This window comes from Stenotrophomonas sp. TWI1151, assembly GCF_039673135.1.
Lineage (GTDB): Bacteria > Pseudomonadota > Gammaproteobacteria > Xanthomonadales > Xanthomonadaceae > Stenotrophomonas.
Map to the genome: position 1 here is coordinate 63,620 of NZ_JBDJLA010000003.1, position 17,060 is coordinate 80,679.

13 protein-coding genes are annotated in these 17,060 nt (G+C 67.9%); 6 read left to right on the forward strand and 7 right to left on the reverse strand.

All coding sequences use genetic code 11. The annotated features are described in order from the left end of the window. Positions 1 to 139: 139 nt before the first annotated feature. Genes ABE422_RS06115 through ABE422_RS06125 form a run of 3 tightly spaced genes read right to left on the reverse strand, consistent with a single transcriptional unit; the run spans position 140 to position 2,336 of the window. On the reverse strand, positions 140 to 1,159 hold the full coding sequence (locus ABE422_RS06115) for a DUF4880 domain-containing protein (protein ID WP_346482666.1): 1,020 nt from the start codon (positions 1,157 to 1,159) through the stop codon (positions 140 to 142). Further along, on the reverse strand, positions 1,156 to 1,686 hold the full coding sequence (locus tag ABE422_RS06120; protein WP_346463347.1) for a sigma-70 family RNA polymerase sigma factor: 531 nt from the start codon (positions 1,684 to 1,686) through the stop codon (positions 1,156 to 1,158). Before ABE422_RS06120 ends, ABE422_RS06115 begins: the two co-directional genes overlap by 4 nt. After that, positions 1,686 to 2,336, reverse strand: a complete 651-nt coding sequence (locus tag ABE422_RS06125) for an STN domain-containing protein (protein WP_346482667.1) — start codon at positions 2,334 to 2,336, stop codon at positions 1,686 to 1,688. Before ABE422_RS06125 ends, ABE422_RS06120 begins: the two co-directional genes overlap by 1 nt. 185 nt (positions 2,337 to 2,521) lie before the next feature. Between ABE422_RS06125 and ABE422_RS06130 the strand changes: the two genes are divergently transcribed. Beyond that, positions 2,522 to 2,869 carry a hypothetical protein gene (locus ABE422_RS06130; protein ID WP_346465730.1) on the forward strand — a complete coding sequence of 116 codons (348 nt, stop codon included), beginning with the start codon at positions 2,522 to 2,524 and terminating at the stop codon, positions 2,867 to 2,869. Between the two features lie 3 nt (positions 2,870 to 2,872). Here the strand turns inward: ABE422_RS06130 and ABE422_RS06135 are convergent, their stop codons facing one another. The 4 genes from ABE422_RS06135 to ABE422_RS06150 all read right to left on the reverse strand — a co-directional run bounded on the left by ABE422_RS06135 (position 2,873) and on the right by ABE422_RS06150 (position 11,315). Then, a complete protein-coding gene (locus tag ABE422_RS06135) occupies positions 2,873 to 3,328 on the reverse strand; it encodes a hypothetical protein (protein WP_346465729.1) in 456 nt (151 codons plus the stop codon). A gap of 107 nt (positions 3,329 to 3,435) precedes the next feature. Next, positions 3,436 to 4,791 (reverse strand): Gfo/Idh/MocA family oxidoreductase, encoded by a 1,356-nt coding sequence (locus ABE422_RS06140; protein WP_346481653.1) that lies wholly within the window; start codon positions 4,789 to 4,791, stop codon positions 3,436 to 3,438. 53 nt (positions 4,792 to 4,844) lie between these two features. Then, a complete protein-coding gene (locus ABE422_RS06145) occupies positions 4,845 to 7,817 on the reverse strand; it encodes a TonB-dependent receptor (RefSeq protein WP_313219383.1) in 2,973 nt (990 codons plus the stop codon). 138 nt (positions 7,818 to 7,955) lie between these two features. Continuing rightward, positions 7,956 to 11,315: a TIM-barrel domain-containing protein gene (locus ABE422_RS06150; protein WP_346482668.1), complete on the reverse strand. Its 3,360-nt coding sequence runs from the start codon at positions 11,313 to 11,315 to the stop codon at positions 7,956 to 7,958. Positions 11,316 to 11,648: 333 nt separating this feature from the next. Here ABE422_RS06150 and ABE422_RS06155 point away from each other — a divergent pair, with 333 nt between their 5' ends. Genes ABE422_RS06155 through nagA form a run of 5 tightly spaced genes read left to right on the forward strand, consistent with a single transcriptional unit; the run spans position 11,649 to position 17,014 of the window. Then, positions 11,649 to 12,806 (forward strand): SIS domain-containing protein, encoded by a 1,158-nt coding sequence (locus ABE422_RS06155; protein ID WP_313209334.1) that lies wholly within the window; start codon positions 11,649 to 11,651, stop codon positions 12,804 to 12,806. A gap of 6 nt (positions 12,807 to 12,812) precedes the next feature. Further along, a complete protein-coding gene (locus ABE422_RS06160; protein WP_313209336.1) occupies positions 12,813 to 13,739 on the forward strand; it encodes an ROK family protein in 927 nt (308 codons plus the stop codon). 23 nt (positions 13,740 to 13,762) lie between these two features. After that, on the forward strand, positions 13,763 to 15,091 hold the full coding sequence (locus ABE422_RS06165) for a D-tagatose-bisphosphate aldolase, class II, non-catalytic subunit (protein ID WP_346482669.1): 1,329 nt from the start codon (positions 13,763 to 13,765) through the stop codon (positions 15,089 to 15,091). Positions 15,092 to 15,125: 34 nt separating this feature from the next. Beyond that, positions 15,126 to 15,902, forward strand: coding sequence for a DeoR family transcriptional regulator (locus ABE422_RS06170; protein WP_123729905.1), 777 nt, complete (start codon positions 15,126 to 15,128; stop codon positions 15,900 to 15,902). Then, on the forward strand, positions 15,899 to 17,014 hold the full coding sequence (gene nagA / locus ABE422_RS06175) for an N-acetylglucosamine-6-phosphate deacetylase (protein WP_346482670.1): 1,116 nt from the start codon (positions 15,899 to 15,901) through the stop codon (positions 17,012 to 17,014). The genes ABE422_RS06170 and nagA overlap by 4 nt, the downstream gene beginning before the upstream one ends. Positions 17,015 to 17,060 lie beyond the last annotated feature (46 nt).

The window sequence follows — 17,060 nt, forward strand, 5'->3', positions numbered from 1 at the left end:
CCGTCCTGCAGCGCGATCCCGTCCCTGGCAGGAGCGAGCGTGGCAGTGCAATGCGTTGCGCTTGTTACGAGGGATAAGACGGGGGCAGGTGACAACGACTGAACCGTTGCAACAAAAAATTCATCTGCGCACGCGCCGCTCAGCTCAACAGCACGACGCCACCGGGCATGCTCACCACCTTTGCGCCATAGGCATCGCGCACCAGATCGATGAAGGTATCGATGCGCGCCAAAGGGATGCGCGCCTGTACGCGCCGTGCCGGCAATGCGCTGCCGGTCAGCACGATACGGCCGGTGCGGTAGCGGTTGATTTCGTCCACTACGTCCTGCAGCGGCTGATCATCGAAGACCAGCCACCCGCGCCGCCAGGCGTCGATGGTGTCGGCCGCGACCGGCGCCACGGAAGCGATCCGGTCCGCCGTCAGGCGTGCCTGCCAGGAGGGCTGCAGCACCACGGTACGCGCGCCCCGCACCAGTTCGGCTCGCCCGGCCAGGCAGGTGATGCGGATGTCGCCACCGACGCAGCGCACGTTCACCCGCGCACCCGGGGCCGGCATCAGTCGCGCACCGTCGACACCGATCACGAAGCTGGCAGCGGCCGAGGCCGGCACCGCGAACTGGGCTTCGCCCTGGCTCACCACGATCCCGGCCGAGCCGTCGGCGGGACGGCGCATCGTGGTGCGCGCGGCCATGGCCACGGCCACGCTGCCGATGCTGAGGTCGCGGCGCTCGCCGGTCGCGGTGCGATAGTCGGCACCCAACGCGTCCAGCGCCGGCCACAGCCCCAGCGGCGACTGCACCGCTACCCAGCCGACCGCGGCGGCAGCGGCAGCGCCGCCCAAAAACGCACGTCGGCCTGGATTGAAACGACGGGGGCGCTGCCGTACCGGGAGGACGGATGCGGGCAGCGGCACGCCGACGTTCGGCACCGTGGCCTCGGCCGGACCCGTACTGGCCTGCAGCGCCGGCGCCAGCGCCGACCACAGCCGGCGTGCCCGGGCGAAGGCCACGGCATGACGGGGATCCAGCGCACGCCAGCGTCGGAAGGCGTCCGCGTCGGCAGCCGTCACCGGGCCGGTCTGCAGGCGCAGCAGCCAGTCATGCGCTTGCGCCTGCACATCAGCGGGCGATGGGGATACGGAGGTCTTCATATCAGTCATGACGGTTTTCCCGCCCCGGGACCGAAACGCTGCACCAGCGGCCGGTCCAGCCGTCCTGCGCAATGCTGCAGGGCTTTCTTGAGGTCCTTGCCGACCATCCGTGAGGAGACCCCGTGCTGGTCGGCGATGGTGTCGATGGGCTGCTGGTCGATACGTGCGGCGATCAGGATGGCGCGCTGGCGCTCGGGCAGCTCGCGCAGGGCATCGGCCAGCGCCGCGAGCTCGGAACGCCCGTGCGCCACATCGGACGGGTCCAGGTAATCCGGGGCTTCATCCATCAGCGCCTCCACCTCGGCACCGGTCAGCACCCGGCCGTGGGCGATGCGCTGGTCGGTAGCGGCATTGACCGCCATGCGGAACAGGTAGGCCACCGGGTTGCGCTGCGGCTGCGTACTGCCCATGCGCTCCACCCGCAGCCAGGTCTCCTGCAGCGCGTCCATGGCCAGGTCATCCGAGCCCAGCCGGCGCCGCAGGCGTTTGCGGAAGGCTTCGTAGTGATCCAGGAACAGGGTGCGCAGACCGGTCATCAGCGGGCCCGGCACGGCGGCGTCGCGCCCGGTGTTTCAGGCAGCAACAGCAGCGTGATGGGTTGTGGCAGGCCAGCCGGAAGGCCCGGTAACGGCAGGTCGCGCAGGCGACTGACGATCGCCGTGTCGCGTGCCAGGTCACCGGTGGATTCCAGCAGCTCCGGTGCGCGGATGCGTTGATCCCGTTCGGTCAGCCAGAAGCGCACGCTCGCCCGGTAGTCACCCGGCCGCGTCAATGCCGTGCCGCACAGCGCCTGCTCCAGCGAGTGCTGGATCACCCGGGCACCGCGCTGGCGGGTCCGCTCGGGCAGGGACGGTGCACGCATGGGTGTGGCATCGGGCAGCACCTCGTCGGCGGCCACGGATCCCACCGGCACCAGGGTGAACGCACCGTTCTCCACGAAATGCGGAACGAGTCCGGTACCGCTCAGCATCCGCTGCAACGCGTCGCGCCGGGCGTACCGCCCCGACAGCGCGGTCGAACGCAGGCCACCCAACAAGCGGGCATCGATCAGTACCGCCACCCCGGTGATCTCCCCATACAACTGCAAGGCCTCCGGCAGCGGCTGCGCCGGAACATCGAACGTGTACTGCGTGTGCGCGGCATCGATGGCGTCCTGGGCCAGCGCCATCGCCGGCGGCCAGGTCATCGCGAGCAGGAGAAACAGCCAGCCACACGGGCGCAGAGAGTTCCTGCGCCGGCCGCCGATGCGTTTGCCTGCCCGCCCCTGTTGGTCATGCGCCCCGGTGTCATCAAACTGCATGCAAGACGCGCCAGCATCACAACGCCAAGCCGGTCACGTTAGGTCGGTTTCATTGCAGAGCGGTGACAGCCATGCCGGACCTTCGATCACTTACCGCAGCGGGCCTGTGCATCGCCCTGCTGGCCGTGCCCTGGGTCGCCCGCGCGCAGGCAGACCCAGCGCCGGCCTGCATCGAGGTGGAGGTCAACGGCGAGCGCATCCGTGATTACGATTGCTTCAGCCGGCTGCTCGCGCCTGCGCCGGCCTCGGCGGCACCCGTACAGGCACCCGGCTCGCTGTTGATCGTCCGCCAGCCGCCATCGGCGCTGGGGCTGGCCCATCGCGCGGCCACTCAGCAACGCATGGGCAACACCTTCGGCATATCCACCCAACCACAGCGTCCGCCCCCGCCGCCACCAGCGGTCAGGCCCGGACGATGACGCTCAGGGGATGGGCGTGTCGCCGGCCGCAGTGGGGATGAGTGAGAGCCCCAGATTCAACGGCTGGCGCATGTCCGGCGGTGGTGCGACGGGCAACGGCGCAGCACTGAGCAGCGCACGCAGCTCGGCATCTGCCGCGGCATCGCCCAGTGACGCGAAGCGGCTATCGATGATGTTGCCGGTGGCATCGATCCACAACGACACGGTCAACGCGGCACCCGGATCCTTGCGCTCGGCAAGACGGGCCTGCAACCGCTCCACGCGCGGATCGCCGGTGTTGCTCAGGCGCTGCGAGAGCGCCTCACCCGACTGCGCGGCATAGGCCATCCAGTGCGCAGGCGCGGCATCGGCGGCCGTCGCGGCGCCAGCAACGACCAGCCCACCCAACACGCTCCAGCGGCGGGCCCGCTGCCACCATCGGTGCAGCCGCTCTTTCCACCCATACGTATGTTCCGCCACTGCCGTCATGCTGCCCGTCCCCGAAATGGAACCGGGCCGCGCAGGGCGGCCCGGTGGGCGATTACTGTGCGACCCGTCCGTGACAGGACGATGGCGGGCGATGCCGCTCAGTACGATCCGTCGAAGGCGAAGATCGGCTTGCGCTGCTTCCACAACCCGGCGGTGAAGTCAGGGAACTCCAGCGTCTGGAAGCTGTTGGCGATGGACTGCTCGGACAACGGCGTAATCGCGCTCCAGGTGATCGCGTCGTAGATGTCGATCGGCATCGGTGCCTTGGCCTTGAGGGCCTCCACAAAGGCATGGATGACGAACCAGTCCATGCCACCGTGGCCGGCGCTGGCAGCGGTATCGGCATGCTGCTTCCACAGCGGGTGCTCATACTGGTCCTGATAGGCCTGGAACGGTTCCCACTTGTGCGGCGGGCTGCGGCCTTCGATGTGGATGGACTGGTTCACATCCATCCACAGGCCCTTGGTGCCCTGCACGCGGAAGCCCATCGAGTACGGGCGCGGCAGCGAGGTGTCGTGCTGCAGCAGGATGGTCTCGCCGTTTTCGCAGGCCAGGGTGGTGGTGACGATGTCGCCGAGCTTGAAGGCTACCTTGGTGCTCGGGTGGGTGGTGCCACCGCTCTTGGCCACGGTGTATTCGTGCAGGCCACGCGCCTTGCTGGCAAACGCGTTGATGTGGGTGAAACGGTTGCCACGGTTGATGCCGGTGTACATCGCGCACGGGCCGATGCCGTGGCTGGGGTACAGCTCACCGTTGCGCTTCACCGAATGCTCGGTGCGCCAGCGTGCTTCGGACCAGCCCTTGGCACCGAACTCCACGCCGCTGTCATACGGCTGGCTGGGGTCGCCGGAATTGAACTTCACCCCGCGCAGGTCGTGCTGGTAGCCGCCCTGCAGGTGCACCAGTTCCCCGAACAGTCCCTGGCGCACCATCTGCAGCGCGGCCATCACATCGCGGCGATAGCAGACGTTCTCCAGCAACATGTACGGCGTGCCGGTGGACAGCTGGGTCTTGAGCACGTCCCAGTGGTCCTGCAGGGTGATGCCGGCGACCACTTCGCAGCCCACCGCGACCTTGGCCTGCATGGCCGCGATCGCCATCGGCGCGTGGTATTCCCAGGGCGTGGCGATGACCACGCCATCCAGGCCGCGCTGCTCGATCAGCCGCTTCCAGGCGTTGACGTCGCCGTCCTGACCATACGCCTTGGGCGCCGGCTTGCCGGCCTTGGCGACCATGTCCATGCCGCGCTTGAGCATGATCGGCTCGATGTCGCACAGCGCGACCACCTCCACGTCATCGCGGCGGACCAGTTCCTTCAGCAATACCTGGCCGCGCATGCCGGTGCCGATCAGGCCCAGCCGTACCTTGCGACCGCGCGCCCAGGCGGGCGTGTTCGGCAGCAGGCTGGTGGCGGCGACGGCCGCGCTGGCGGCGATGAATTCTCTGCGTTTCATGGACAGTACCTCGTGTGAAGATCGCGCCGGCCAGGACCGGCGCGAGGGGAGCATCAGAACTTGTAGCCGACGGTCAGACTGTAGCCGCGACCGAAGATGGTGGCGTAATCGCTGGAATCGCCGAGGAAGCTGTTCGGGTCATAGAACGGCAGGCGGTCGAAGAGGTTCTTGATGGTGAAACCGACGTTCCAGTGGGCATCCGGGCGCCAGGCCACGCTCAGGTTAGCGGTCCACCACGACGGGGCGCCATCGCACTTGCTCTGCTCCACCGGCAGGTAGCCGGCGGTGCAGGTCTGCGGGTTGTTGTCTTCCTCGTCGATCTGCTGCAGCGCCCACTTGGTGCCGCCCACGTAATTGACGAAGACGCTGGTGGTGACCTGCTTGTAGCTCCAGTCCGCGTTCAACGTGGCGCGCAGGCGCGGGTTGTTGTAATAGCCGACCAGGTCGCCGTAGTACCAGCCGCTTTCGTCATCCAGGTAGGAACGGTTGCGGTTGGCGATGGTGGCGGCCACGCCGATGTTGAGGTTGCCCCATTCGCCCAGCGAGAAGCGGCTGCGGGCGTCGATGTCGAAGCCGTCGATCAGGGTCTTGCCACGGTTCTTGTACTGGCCCACCACGCTGGCCACGTTGCCCACGCTGTAGCCGGGCAGCGTGCCGGGACAGGCGACGCCGCTGGCCGGGTCGGCGCACATCGCCGCCAGCGCCGCCAGGTTGGCGCGGTCACTTTCGGTGATCGGCGAACGGGTGGAAGAGATGATGTCTTCGTCGCGGGTGAAATCCGGGGCAACGATTTCATTGCTGCGGTAGATGAACCAGTAATCGGCCGACACCGAGAGCCACTGCGTCGGCTCGTAGACAAAGCCGAGGGTGGTGATTTTGGCCTTCTCCGGCTTCAGGTCCGGGTTCGGCTGGGTCATGCGCGCCACGGTGCGGCTGCAGTCGGTATTGAGCAGGGACTTGCCCAGGTCCACGTCACCGCCGCGCTGCGACCGCAACAGCAGGTTGGCGATCGCGTTGGTCTCGTTGCAGCGCACTTCATCGCGGTAGCCCCCCAACTGGGCGAACACGCCGCCGTTGCCGGACTCGGCCAGGCTGGGCGCGCGGAAGCCGGTGGAGTAGGTGCCGCGCAGCATCAGCTGATCGAACATCTGGTACTTCAGGCCGATCTTCGGGGCCAGGTTGGCGCTGAAGTCCGGGTACTTGTCCACGCGCAGTGCGGCGTCCAGTTCCAGCTTCTCGGTGAGCGGCGCCACTGTCTCGGCGAACAGCGCATAGGTGTTGCGCTTGCCGTCGAACCACGAGCCGCCCTGCTGGGTGATCAGGCCGTTGGCCGCATCCGGGTTGCCCGGGGTGTAGAAGGTTTCGCGGCTGGCGTTGAAGCCGAAGGCCGCACGCACTTCACCGGCCGGCATCTGGAACAGCGGACCTTCGATCTTTCCGTCCAGCGTATGCAGGCGCGTCCAGGACTGGATGTCGAAGGTGGGGAACGCTTCGCGGATCAGCGCGGCGTTGGCCTCGCTGATCTCACCGAATTTGTACGCCGGGTGATCGGAAATGATGACGCGGCCGGTACCAGGATCGACGGAATACGGGCCGAAGGCCTTCTCGAAGCCGGCCAGGTTGACGTTGGTGGTCTGGTAGGTGACCGAGTGGCTGCCGGCGGTGGCGAAGGCGGTTTCCCAGTTCCAGTCGCCGACATCACCGCGCATTCCGGCCACCACCCGATAGCTCTGATCGGTGTTGCGCTGGCCGAAGTGGTTGGCGCCCACGTCCTGCAACAGGTACTGCAGGCCGACCACGCCGCCCATCAGTGCCTTCAGTTCGGGCGAGGCGTTGTTGTATTCGTTGTTCGGGCCCAGGTACGGATACAGGAACTGGTTGACCGTGGTGCCGGTATTGCGCGAGAACCAGCTGGTCGGGTTGCCGGTGGTGGTGCCGTAGGCACGCGGCGTACCGCCGTTGGCGGTCAGGTCGATGTCGGTGTACGTGGCTTCGGCGAAGGCTTCGGTGCTGTCGCCGATCAGGAAGTGGGCGTTGACGTAGGCGGTGTTGCGCTCGGACTTGGCGCCGGCGTCGATCTCGTTGTTCATCCACGTCTCCCAGATACAGCGCGGGCCGGCCGCTTCGCTGGTGAGTACGTTGTTGCAGCCCGGGGCGGCTTCCTGCACGCGGCGGCCGGTGACCGGATCGAAGGCGAAGTAGCTGCCCGGGTTGAACTCGCCCGGCTTGCTGCCGGTCCCCAGGCGCAGGTTGGGCAGGTAGTTCGGGTTGTTGACGTAGTACTGGTCGGGCCGCTTGTCGTAGAAGTCGCTCAGCGGGATCGCATCGCGCCGGTACAGGTTCACCGAGGCGTAGACGTTGTAGCGGTCTTCATCCAGGTCGCCGAAGCCGGCGGTGATGCTGCCCTGGTGTTCGCCGTAGGAGCTGATCCGCGAGGATTTGTCAGTGGTGAGATTGATCTCCGCGCCCTGGTAGGAGCGCTTGGTGATCACGTTGATCACACCGGCCACCGCATCGGTGCCGTACACGGCCGAGGCACCGTCGGTCAGCACTTCCATGCGTTCGATCGCTGCAGCGGGGATCGCATCGATGTTGACGAACTGGGTCTGGAAGCCGGCCGGCGCGCCGTAGTAGGACAGGCGACGGCCATTGAGCAGCACCAGCGTACCCTGTGCGCCGAGGCCGCGCAGGTTGGCCTGCGAGGCACCATCCGAACCGGTGAACAGCGAGCGCGCATCCTGCTGACCCGGACGTGCGGCCGGCAGATTGTCGAGCACCTGCAGCAGGGTGCGCGCACCCATGTTCTCGATGTCCTGCTTGCTGATCACCTGCACCGGCGAGGCGGTTTCCACATCACTGCGGCGGATGTTGGAGCCGGTCACCTCGATGCGCGACAGCTCGGTGGCCTTGGTATCGGGCGTTGCGTCCTGGGCGCTGGCACTGCCGACCACCGCGACGGCCAGGCCGAGTGCGATGGACAAGGGGGTGGCGGTGATGCGGCGATGGCGATGGCGTTCGGTCAACATCTTTGGCTCCTTGTTCGATCCGCAGCGTGGGGCTGGCGGTGGATGGGTGTTTTCGGGCAAACGTCCCCCGTGCCGCGGCCAGACGGCCGCAGACGGGAAACGGGAGAGAGCTGTTTTTCTGAAAGCGTGTTTCTTCGGTTACGGCGACACGATGCTGGCGGTATCGCCCTCCTGTCCGATCAGGGCGGCATTGGCCCAGTTGCCACAGACCTGCGCGGGTCGATCGCCCTGCGCCCCGAGCGTGCGCAGGCTCAGTCGCTGCAGGCCGCGCACGTCCAGCTCCGGTTTGACCACGCCGGGTGCGTTGACCAGGCCGCTGTCGTACAGCAGCCGACCGTCACCCCACACCTGGAACTGCATGCCGCCCGCGGTGCGGCACTGATCATCGATGCCCAGGTCGGCGCGCAGCAGGCGCCAGCTGCCCGTGAGTTCCAGATCGATCCGGCTGCTGGCATTGACGCCCAGGCCGCGGCGGAAATGCAGACCGTTCATGCGCATCTCGGCCTGCCCACCCAATGCGTGGTCGGCAGCGACGCTGGCCTTCAACGGGGTCGGCATGGGCAGCGCGGAGAGATACAGCTGCTGCGCCGGGCCTTCCGGCTGCGGATGCTCCAGCACGTGGAACGTGGACAGCACGATCGGGCCGACATCGCGCGGCTGCAGCGCATCCACCGCACGCGCCACGCTGCCCTGCGCCGCGGTCACCATCGGGTCGGCAGCGCTGGCACCGTCGCCTTCCGGGTTCTGCGTGCTCAGCACGCGGAAGCGCAGCAGGTGGCCGGCACGGGCGGGGAAGTCGATCTGCTGCATGCCCTGCTGCAGGGTCAGGTGACCGCGCTTGATCGGTTCGCCCCACTCGCCGTTGCTGTCGGCCATGTAGATCTCGTAATCGCGGATCTGGCCGTTCTTCCAGTGCGGGTCGTTGCGCGGCGCCAGTTCGATGCCGTCGATCAGCTTGCGTTCGCCGAAGCCGAGCACCCACTCATGCGCACCGGTCTTGACCGCCTGGTTGCGCACGGTGCGGAACCACGTGGCCGGGTCATCGTCGAAGGCTTTCTCCATCTCATAGCCCTGCTCCTCGGCCGGCCGGTTGACCACCAGCAGGCTGTCGGAGGGCAGCGCGCGGCCCAGTTCCGGTGCGGCCGGGAAGGCATCGTCGACCGGTGCGGCGGCGATCGGCAGATCCAGCTGCAGCGTGAGTGCCTGGCGGATGTCGGTCGGCGCGGTGCGCACGTGCAGGGTGCCGCGGCGCTCTGCCGCATCGAAGTACCAGCCCTCGCCCGCACCTTGCCACGCTGCCTGGTCGGCCAGCATCGGCAGCGCGCGTCCGCCCAGCGTCACCGTGGCCGGGCGCTGGCGGCTGAGCACGCGCAGCGCATAGCGGCGCTGCGGCAGCTGGCCGGCATACCGGCCCTGCACCGGATCGATGCGCACCTGCACCGGGCCAGTGCCCTGCGCCGGGGCCTGCACCGTGATCGCCTGCGTGCTCGATTCGCCTTTCTCATAGCGGCGGGTGGCGCCATCATCTTCGTACAGCGTGTACTGCGAGGTGCCTTGCGGGTACAGATCGAAGGTCACTTCATCCAGCGGCTTCTCACCGTCGTAGAGCATCGCCGGGTACATCGGGATGATGGCGCCGGCGCGCACGAACACCGGGATCGTGGCCAGATCGACCGGACGATCCAGCGAGCGCCCCTCGGCGCCGGCCTGCAGCTGGCGGCCATCCCAGTAGTCGATCCAGCGGCCCTGCGGCAGGTGGATGTCGCGGCGCCAGCCACGGCTCGCGGCCTGGCTGCGGTACACCGGTGCGATCAACAGCTCGCGGCCGAGCAGGAACTGGTACTTGTGCGCTTCGGTGTAGGCCTGCGGGTCCTGGGGGTAGTCCCACATCAGCGCGCGCAGCAGCGGTGCACCGCTGGTCGCTGCATCGTGTGCCAGCCCGTACATGTACGGGGTCATGCGCATCTTCAGCTTGAGGTAGTCGCGGTTGACGCTGCGGTAGGGCTCATCGAACCACCACGGGTGCTTGCGCGCATTGCCCGACCAGCCGGACATGCCCATCAGCACAGGGGTGAAGCTCTTCCACTGCAGGTCGCGGGTGAAGGTCTCGGCGCTGCCGCCAAAGATCGCGTCCACGTCGCCACTGGCGTAGGCCATGCCGGACAGGCCCGAGCCGATCAGGGTCGGAATGTGCCAGCGGATGTAATCCCAGCTGCTGCTCTGGTCGCCGGTCCAGGCCACCGCATAGCGCTGGATGCCGCCCCAGCCCATCACCGTCCACAGGAACGGGCGCGAATCTGAGTTGTCCATGATGCCGTTGAACGCGGACTGGTTGGCATCCATCGCGAACTGGTAGCCCTTGCCGGTCCAGGCCACGTCCAGCTTCTGCACGCGGCTGCCGGCGGTGCCCACTTCCCAGGCGATCTTGTCGACGCCGTTCTCGGTCCACAGGCCGGTCTTGAAGCCGTACTTCGCCAGCCCCTGCACGGTCTCGGGCAGCTTTTTGTAGCCGCAGCCGTAACCATCGTTGGGAAGGATCCAGCCCCCCGGCATGTCGTGCTCGCGGTACTGCCTGGCCACGCTGTCGACCACGTCGGGCGTGGTGCCGGTCGGGCCGTCGCTCCAGCCGTCGGGCACGCTGCCCGGCTTCTTGATGTTGTTGCCATCGTTGTAGCAGTCGGCGTCGCCATAGGAGAACGCCCAGCGCGGCAGCAGGCCGGCGCGGCCGGTCAGCGTGGTGTAACGGTCCAGCAGCGTATGCAGGCTCGGCCCGACGAAGTAGTACGCATCGAAGCGGTCCTCACGGTGCAGCAGCGTGGCCTGGTCGGCCTGGCGCAGATCGTAGGTGCCGTCGCTCCACGTGTTGCGCAGCATGCCCCAGCCCCGCGAGCTCAGCAGCATCGGCGCCGGGTTGGGACGATCGCCTTCTTCCCAGCCACCGGAGTACGAGACCTCCAGTTCGCGGCCCTTGAACTCGAAGCGCCCGTTCTGCTGGCCACCACCGTAGAAGTGCTCATCGCTTTCGCTGGAGAGCACCTGCACGCTCTGGTCCTTGTCCAGGTCCAGCGGCTGCAGTTCGCGCCACAGCGCGACGTCGCGGTCGCCCTCGCGGCGGACCAGCGACAGGCGCAATGGTTGGCGCTGGATGTGCAGGACCAGCGCATCGGTGCGGATGCGCACCTCGTTGGCATCCTCTTCCAGTTGGACGGCGACCTTCGCGGGCGGCTGCGGCAGCACGATCGGGGCGGCCTTGTCGCCGGCACCGGTCAGCGTGCCGTTGCGGCCGGCGCGCACGCGCAGGACGTCATCGCGCAGCAGGTCCACGCGCAGCGTGGCGCCGGTATCCGTGCTGAGTGTCCAGCCGGCGGTGCCGTCTTTGGCGGGGGCGGCGGTGATCGCACGGAGGTTGCCCACCGGCTCAGCGTGGGCGGTGGCAGCCAGAGCCACTGCGGTGAGCAGTGTGATCGTCAGACCAGTGCGTCGAAACCGGAAGTCCACCTTGCCCCCAAGCCCGCGGTCAGCGGGAAACTGAAACCAGTGCGGCCGACTCTAGGGCACGGTCTCGAAAGATGTCAACAAATTGCAAAGAAAAAGAAAGGATATTTTGGTATAAACGAAAGATTCGGCAACGCCGCGCTTTCCAAACCCCACCTGAATACGCATTTTTGGAGTGCTGAAACTGTGGTGCAACGCGGCATTCGCGCGCATCTCCCGCCGGTCAACCCCGAATAAAAGACGAAAACTGTGACCGACAGACCTTTTCTTTATCTTTCGATATTTGACATTTCGAAAGAAAACGCAGAAGGTGCGGTCGCCCAACAGGAATTGCGAATGGACGCTTCTCTGCTCCCTGATTTGCCCACGTGGCAGCGCCTCGGTGGCGCCTATACCGCCGAAGAAATCGCCCAGCAGCCCCGCTTGTGGGCCGCGCTGGCGAGCCTGCTGGACGCTGCGCAGGTACGCATCAATGGCTTCCTCGGGGAGGCCCTGCGCGATCCCGACCAGCTGGTGATCTTCACCGGCGCCGGCAGCTCGGGCTTCATTGCCGAGATGGTGGCCGACCAGATCAATGCGCAGTGGCCGGCCGAGGTGCGCGCTGTGCATACCACCAGCCTGCTGACCCATCCGGCGCTGTACCTGCGCCGCGAGCGTCCGACCCTGCTGGTGTCGTTCGGGCGCAGCGGCTCCAGCCCGGAGAGCGTGGCCGCGGTGGATCTGGTCCGCGACCAGGTCGAGCACGCGCGCTTCGTCGATATCACCTGCAATGCCGAAGGCGAACTCGCCAAACGTGGCCACGGCCGCAGCGATACGCTGTCGCTGCTGATGCCGCCGGCCAGCTGTGACCGCGCCTTCGCCATGACCAGCAGCCTGAGCTGCATGCTGCTGGCCGCGCTGAGTGCGTTCGACAGCGCCCCGTGGGCAGCGCGCCTGGAGCGTCTTCGCACGTTGGCCAGCCATGGCGAGCGTGCGCTGGATGCCTGGGATGCCGCGGTGGCGGCCTTGGCCCAAGCGCCGTATTCGCGCGTCATCTATCTCGGCAGCGGTCCTCTGGAAGCCGTCGCCCGCGAAGCCGCGCTGAAGGTGCTCGAACTCACCGCCGGCCGCGTGCTGGCACTGGCCAATACACCGCTGGGGTTCCGCCATGGGCCCAAGTCCACCCTCAACGGTGAAACGCTGGTGGTGATGCTGCGCAGCGCGCAGCCGCTGGCCCGCCGCTACGAGCAGGACCTGTTGCACGAACTGCGCCGCGACGGCATCGCCGGGCGGGTGCTGTCGATCGGGCCGGACGACGCGGACCGCGCCGACGGCGACTTCGTCCTGGCCGCACCTGCACTGCCCGATCCGTGGCTGGCCCCGCTGTGGCTGCTGGTGCCGCAGTGCTATGCGCTGCAGCGTTCGGCCGCGCTCGGCATGACCCCGGACAATCCCTTCCCCGACGGCACGGTCAACCGTGTGGTGCAGGGCGTGACCATCCACCCCCACGGCTGAGCACGCATGCAGACCTGGTATGGCATCGACATCGGCGGCACCAAGATCGAACTGGTCGCGTGCGACGCCACGCTGAGGGTGCACCACCGCCAACGCGTGGCGACGCCGACCCGCGACTACGCCGCGTTCCTGCAGGCGATCGTCGATCTGGTCGCCGCGGCGGATGCCGCGCTCGGCCAGCGCGGCCTGGGGGTCGGCATCGGCCTGCCCGGCGTGCGCGATCGCGTCAGCGGCCGCCAGCTCAGTGCCAACGTGCCCAGCCTGACCGGTCAGACCGTCGGTACGGACCTGCAGGCACGCCTGCAGCGCCCGCTGGAGCTCGGCAATGACCTGCAGTGTTTTGCCTTGTCCGAGGCCCATGACGGCGCCGCCGCCGGCTACCCCAGCATGTTCGGGGCGATCCTCGGCACAGGGGCCGGCGGTGGCTTCTGCGTCGGCGGCCGGCTGATCGCCGGTCACAATGGCATCGCCGGCGAGTGGGGCCACTGGAGCCTGCCCGCCACGCTGCAGCAGCGCCACGACCTGCCCGTGCTGGACTGTGGCTGCGGCCTGCGCGGCTGCCTGGAGCGTTACGTGTCCGGCAGCGGCCTGGCGATGATCCATGAACGCCGTGGTGGCCACGCGCTGGACGCCGCCGAGGTGGTCGCACGGGCCCAGGCCGGCGATGCGGTCGCGCAGCAGGCGCTGGCCATCCACCGCGACCTGCTCGGCTACAGCTTCGCCAGCCTGATCCTCGCGCTGGACCCGCACGTGATCGTGCTCGGCGGTGGCCTGTCCAAGCTGGAACAGCTCTACCGCGACCTGCCTGCCGCGATCGCGCCCTACCTGTTTGCCGGTGTGCGGGTCCCCCCGATCCTGCCGCCCACCTTCGGCGATGCCGGCGGTGCGCGGGGCGCGGCACTGCTCGCGCGCCAGCACTCCCCCTCCCCCTGAACACTGTTGTTACTGGAGTTGCCATGTCCGCCGTCCAATCGTTGATCGCCGCCCATCGCCAGGGCCACCCCGTCGGGCTGTACAGCGTCTGCTGCAGCAACGCGCAGGTGCTGCTGGCGGCGATGCAGGTCGCGCAGCGTTACGACACCCTGCTGCTGATCGAGGCGACCTCCAACCAGGTCGATCAGTTCGGCGGCTACACCGGCATGACCCCGCCGCAGTACCGCGACTACGTGCTGCAGCTGGCACGCGATGCCGGTTTCCCGGCCGAGCGGCTGGTGCTCGGTGGCGACCACCTCGGTCCGAACGCCTGGCAGAAGGGCCCGGCACAAGCTGCAATGGCAAACGCGCGCGAACTGATCGCCGCCTACGTCGCCGCCGGTTTCCACAAGATCCACCTGGACTGCAGCATGTCCTGCGCCGACGACCCGACCCCGTTGCCGGACGCCATCGTCGCCGCGCGCTCGGCCGAACTGGCGCGCATCGCCGAGCGCACGGCCGCCGAGCACGGGCTGCCACCACCGGTCTACGTGATCGGCACCGAGGTACCGATTCCCGGCGGTGAAGCCTCGCTGGCCGGCGGCCTGCAGGTGACCACGCCGGCGGCCGCCGCGACCACCCTGGCGATCCACCGTGAGGCGTTCTCCGCCCCGGACCTGCTGCCGGCCTGGGAGCGCGTGATCGCGATGGTCGTCCAGCCCGGCGTGGATTTCGACCACAGCAGCGTGCACTACTACGATCCGGCCGCCGCCACCGCGCTGTCTGCCTTTGTCGAGCAGCAGCCGGGCATCGTGTTCGAAGCGCACTCCACCGATTACCAGACCGAAGCCGGCCTGCACGCGCTGGTCCGCGATCATTTCGCGATCCTGAAAGTCGGCCCGGCGGCGACCTATGCCTTCCGCGAGGCGGTGTTCGCGCTGGCGATGATCGAATCCGAACTGCTGCCCGCCGCGCAATGCTCGAACCTGATCGAGGTGCTGGACCGCTGCATGGTCGACGCACCGGGCAGCTGGCGCAGCTACTACCAGGGCGACGAGCACGAACTGCGCCTGCTGCGCGCGTACTCGCTCAGCGATCGCAGCCGCTATTACTGGGGCGAGCCAGCGGTACAGGCTGCGCTGGACACGCTGGTTGCCAATCTCACCGCGCACGCGCCGCCGCAGATGCTGCTCAGCCAGTTCATGCCCGAACAGCTCAAGGCGATCGAGGCCGGTGAGCTGCGGCCGGCGCCGTTGGCGCTGATCCGGCACAAGGTGGCGCTGCGCCTGGCCGAGTATGCCCGGGCCTGCAATCGCAACTGCTCAGGGGCGGATAACGAAACCCGACAGGCCAAGGAGCTTTCGGAACGGTAAGCTTCGGCTTTCCCTTTCGAACGGAATCGCCCCCATGCGAAACACCCGGCAGCGCCGCCAACAGATCCTCCAGACCCTGGTCGAGCACGGCAACGTGCAGGTCAGCGAGCTGGTGGCGCGCTTTGCGGTCTCGGCGGTCACCATCCGGGCCGACCTGACCCACATCGAGTCGCAGGGGCTGGCCACGCGCACCCATGGGGGCGCGACGCTGGTGCGCACGCCGCCACAGGAACAGGACATCCACGAGAAGGATGCCTTGAACCTGCCGATGAAGGACCGGATCGGTATCGAGGCGGCCAAGCTGGTCAAGGCCGGCGACAACATCATCATCGACTCCGGCTCGACCACGATGACCCTGGCGCGGCACCTGCGCGGGCATCGCGACGTCACGGTCATGACCAACGGGCTCAACATCGCCTGGGAGCTGGCCAATGCGCCCGGCGTGGAGCTGCTGCTCACCGGCGGGTTGCTGCGCAAGCAGTCGCTCTCGCTGCATGGCAGCCAGGCCGAGGCGAGCCTCAACACCTACAGCTTCGACACCCTGTTCCTGGGCGTGGATGGCCTGGACCTGCAGTTCGGCCTCACCACCCACCATGAGGCCGAAGCCAGCCTCAACCACCGCATGGTCGAGCGCGCGCGCCGCATCGTGGTGCTGACCGACGCCTCCAAGTTTGGCCGGGTCAGCCTGCACCGCATCGCGCGGCTGGACCAGGTCCATACCATCATCACCGACGGCAGCATCGAGCCCGAGTACCTGGAAGGGCTGCAGCGGCTGGGCGTCGAAGTGATCATCGCCGAGTCCCCGCCTTGACCGAGTCCCGCTTCCTGCACGGCCGCCTGCTCACCGACACCGGTTGGGTCCGCGGCGATATCCATTTCGACCAGCGCATCACCGCCATCGATACGGTGCACGCCGATCCGCGCGGCGACAATGAGGTGCCGCTGATCCTGCCCGGCTTCATCGACCTGCATGTGCATGGCGGTGCCGGGGTGGACATCATGCAGGGCGGCACGACCGCGCAAACGGTGGCCCGCGCGCACGCCCGGCACGGCACCACCGCGCTGCTGGGCACCACCATGACCGCGCAGGAAGACGACATCACGCGCGCGCTTGAAGGCCTGTCCACCGCGATCGCCACGCGCGCACCCGGCATGGCCCGCGTACTCGGTGTGCATCTGGAAGGCCCCTTCATCAGTGCGCAGCGCCTGGGCGCGCAGCCACCGCTGGTGGTGGAGGCCACCCTGGCCGACGTGCAGCGCCTGCATGCGATCGCCCCGATCAAGGTACTCACTCTCGCCCCGGAAATCGGCCAGCACCTCGCGCTGATTCCCGCGCTCAGTGCGCTCGGCATCCGCGTGCAGCTCGGCCACAGCGCCGGCAGCTACGAAGACGGCGTCGCCGCATTGAACGCCGGTGCGGCCGGCTTCACGCATCTGTTCAACGGCATGACCGGCGTGGACCACTACCAACCCGGCATCGCCACCGCCGCGCTCGCGCACGCGCAGTACGCCGAACTCATTCCCGATCTGCAGCACGTGCATCCCGGCGCGATCCGCACCGCCCTGCGCGCGATCCCGCGTCTGTACTGCGTCACCGATGCGACCGCAGCGACCGGCATGCCCGATGGCGAGTACGCGCTCGGCGTACAGCGTGTGCACAAATGCCTGGGGTGCGTACGGCTGTCGAGCGGCTCGCTGGCCGGCAGTGCGCTGACCATGGACCAGGCGCTGCGCAACCTGGTCTCGCTCGGTCTGGACATCGCCGATGCCTCCCACCGGCTGTCGCGCTACCCGGCCGACTACCTCGGCATCGACGACCGCGGCCGCATCGCGACCGGCGCCTGGGCGGACCTGGTGGTGCTCGACCACGACCTGAGCGTGCGCGGCGTGGTGGTGGAAGGCGACGACATCGCGCTCGACTGAGCGTGGACTCCCGCGCCGCCATGGCGCACGCACTTGCAGACAGGAC

Excerpts from the sequence above, each read along its gene's own strand:
- ABE422_RS06115 (WP_346482666.1), bottom strand. The coding sequence starts at position 1,159 with ATGACTGATATGAAGACCTCCGTATCCCCATCGCCCGCTGATGTGCAG.
- ABE422_RS06120 (WP_346463347.1), bottom strand. The coding sequence starts at position 1,686 with ATGACCGGTCTGCGCACCCTGTTCCTGGATCACTACGAAGCCTTCCGC.
- ABE422_RS06125 (WP_346482667.1), bottom strand. The coding sequence starts at position 2,336 with ATGACCTGGCCGCCGGCGATGGCGCTGGCCCAGGACGCCATCGATGCC.
- ABE422_RS06130 (WP_346465730.1), top strand. The coding sequence starts at position 2,522 with ATGCCGGACCTTCGATCACTTACCGCAGCGGGCCTGTGCATCGCCCTG.
- ABE422_RS06140 (WP_346481653.1), bottom strand. The coding sequence starts at position 4,791 with ATGAAACGCAGAGAATTCATCGCCGCCAGCGCGGCCGTCGCCGCCACC.
- ABE422_RS06145 (WP_313219383.1), bottom strand. The coding sequence starts at position 7,817 with ATGTTGACCGAACGCCATCGCCATCGCCGCATCACCGCCACCCCCTTG.
- ABE422_RS06155 (WP_313209334.1), top strand. The coding sequence starts at position 11,649 with ATGGACGCTTCTCTGCTCCCTGATTTGCCCACGTGGCAGCGCCTCGGT.
- ABE422_RS06160 (WP_313209336.1), top strand. The coding sequence starts at position 12,813 with ATGCAGACCTGGTATGGCATCGACATCGGCGGCACCAAGATCGAACTG.
- ABE422_RS06165 (WP_346482669.1), top strand. The coding sequence starts at position 13,763 with ATGTCCGCCGTCCAATCGTTGATCGCCGCCCATCGCCAGGGCCACCCC.
- ABE422_RS06170 (WP_123729905.1), top strand. The coding sequence starts at position 15,126 with ATGCGAAACACCCGGCAGCGCCGCCAACAGATCCTCCAGACCCTGGTC.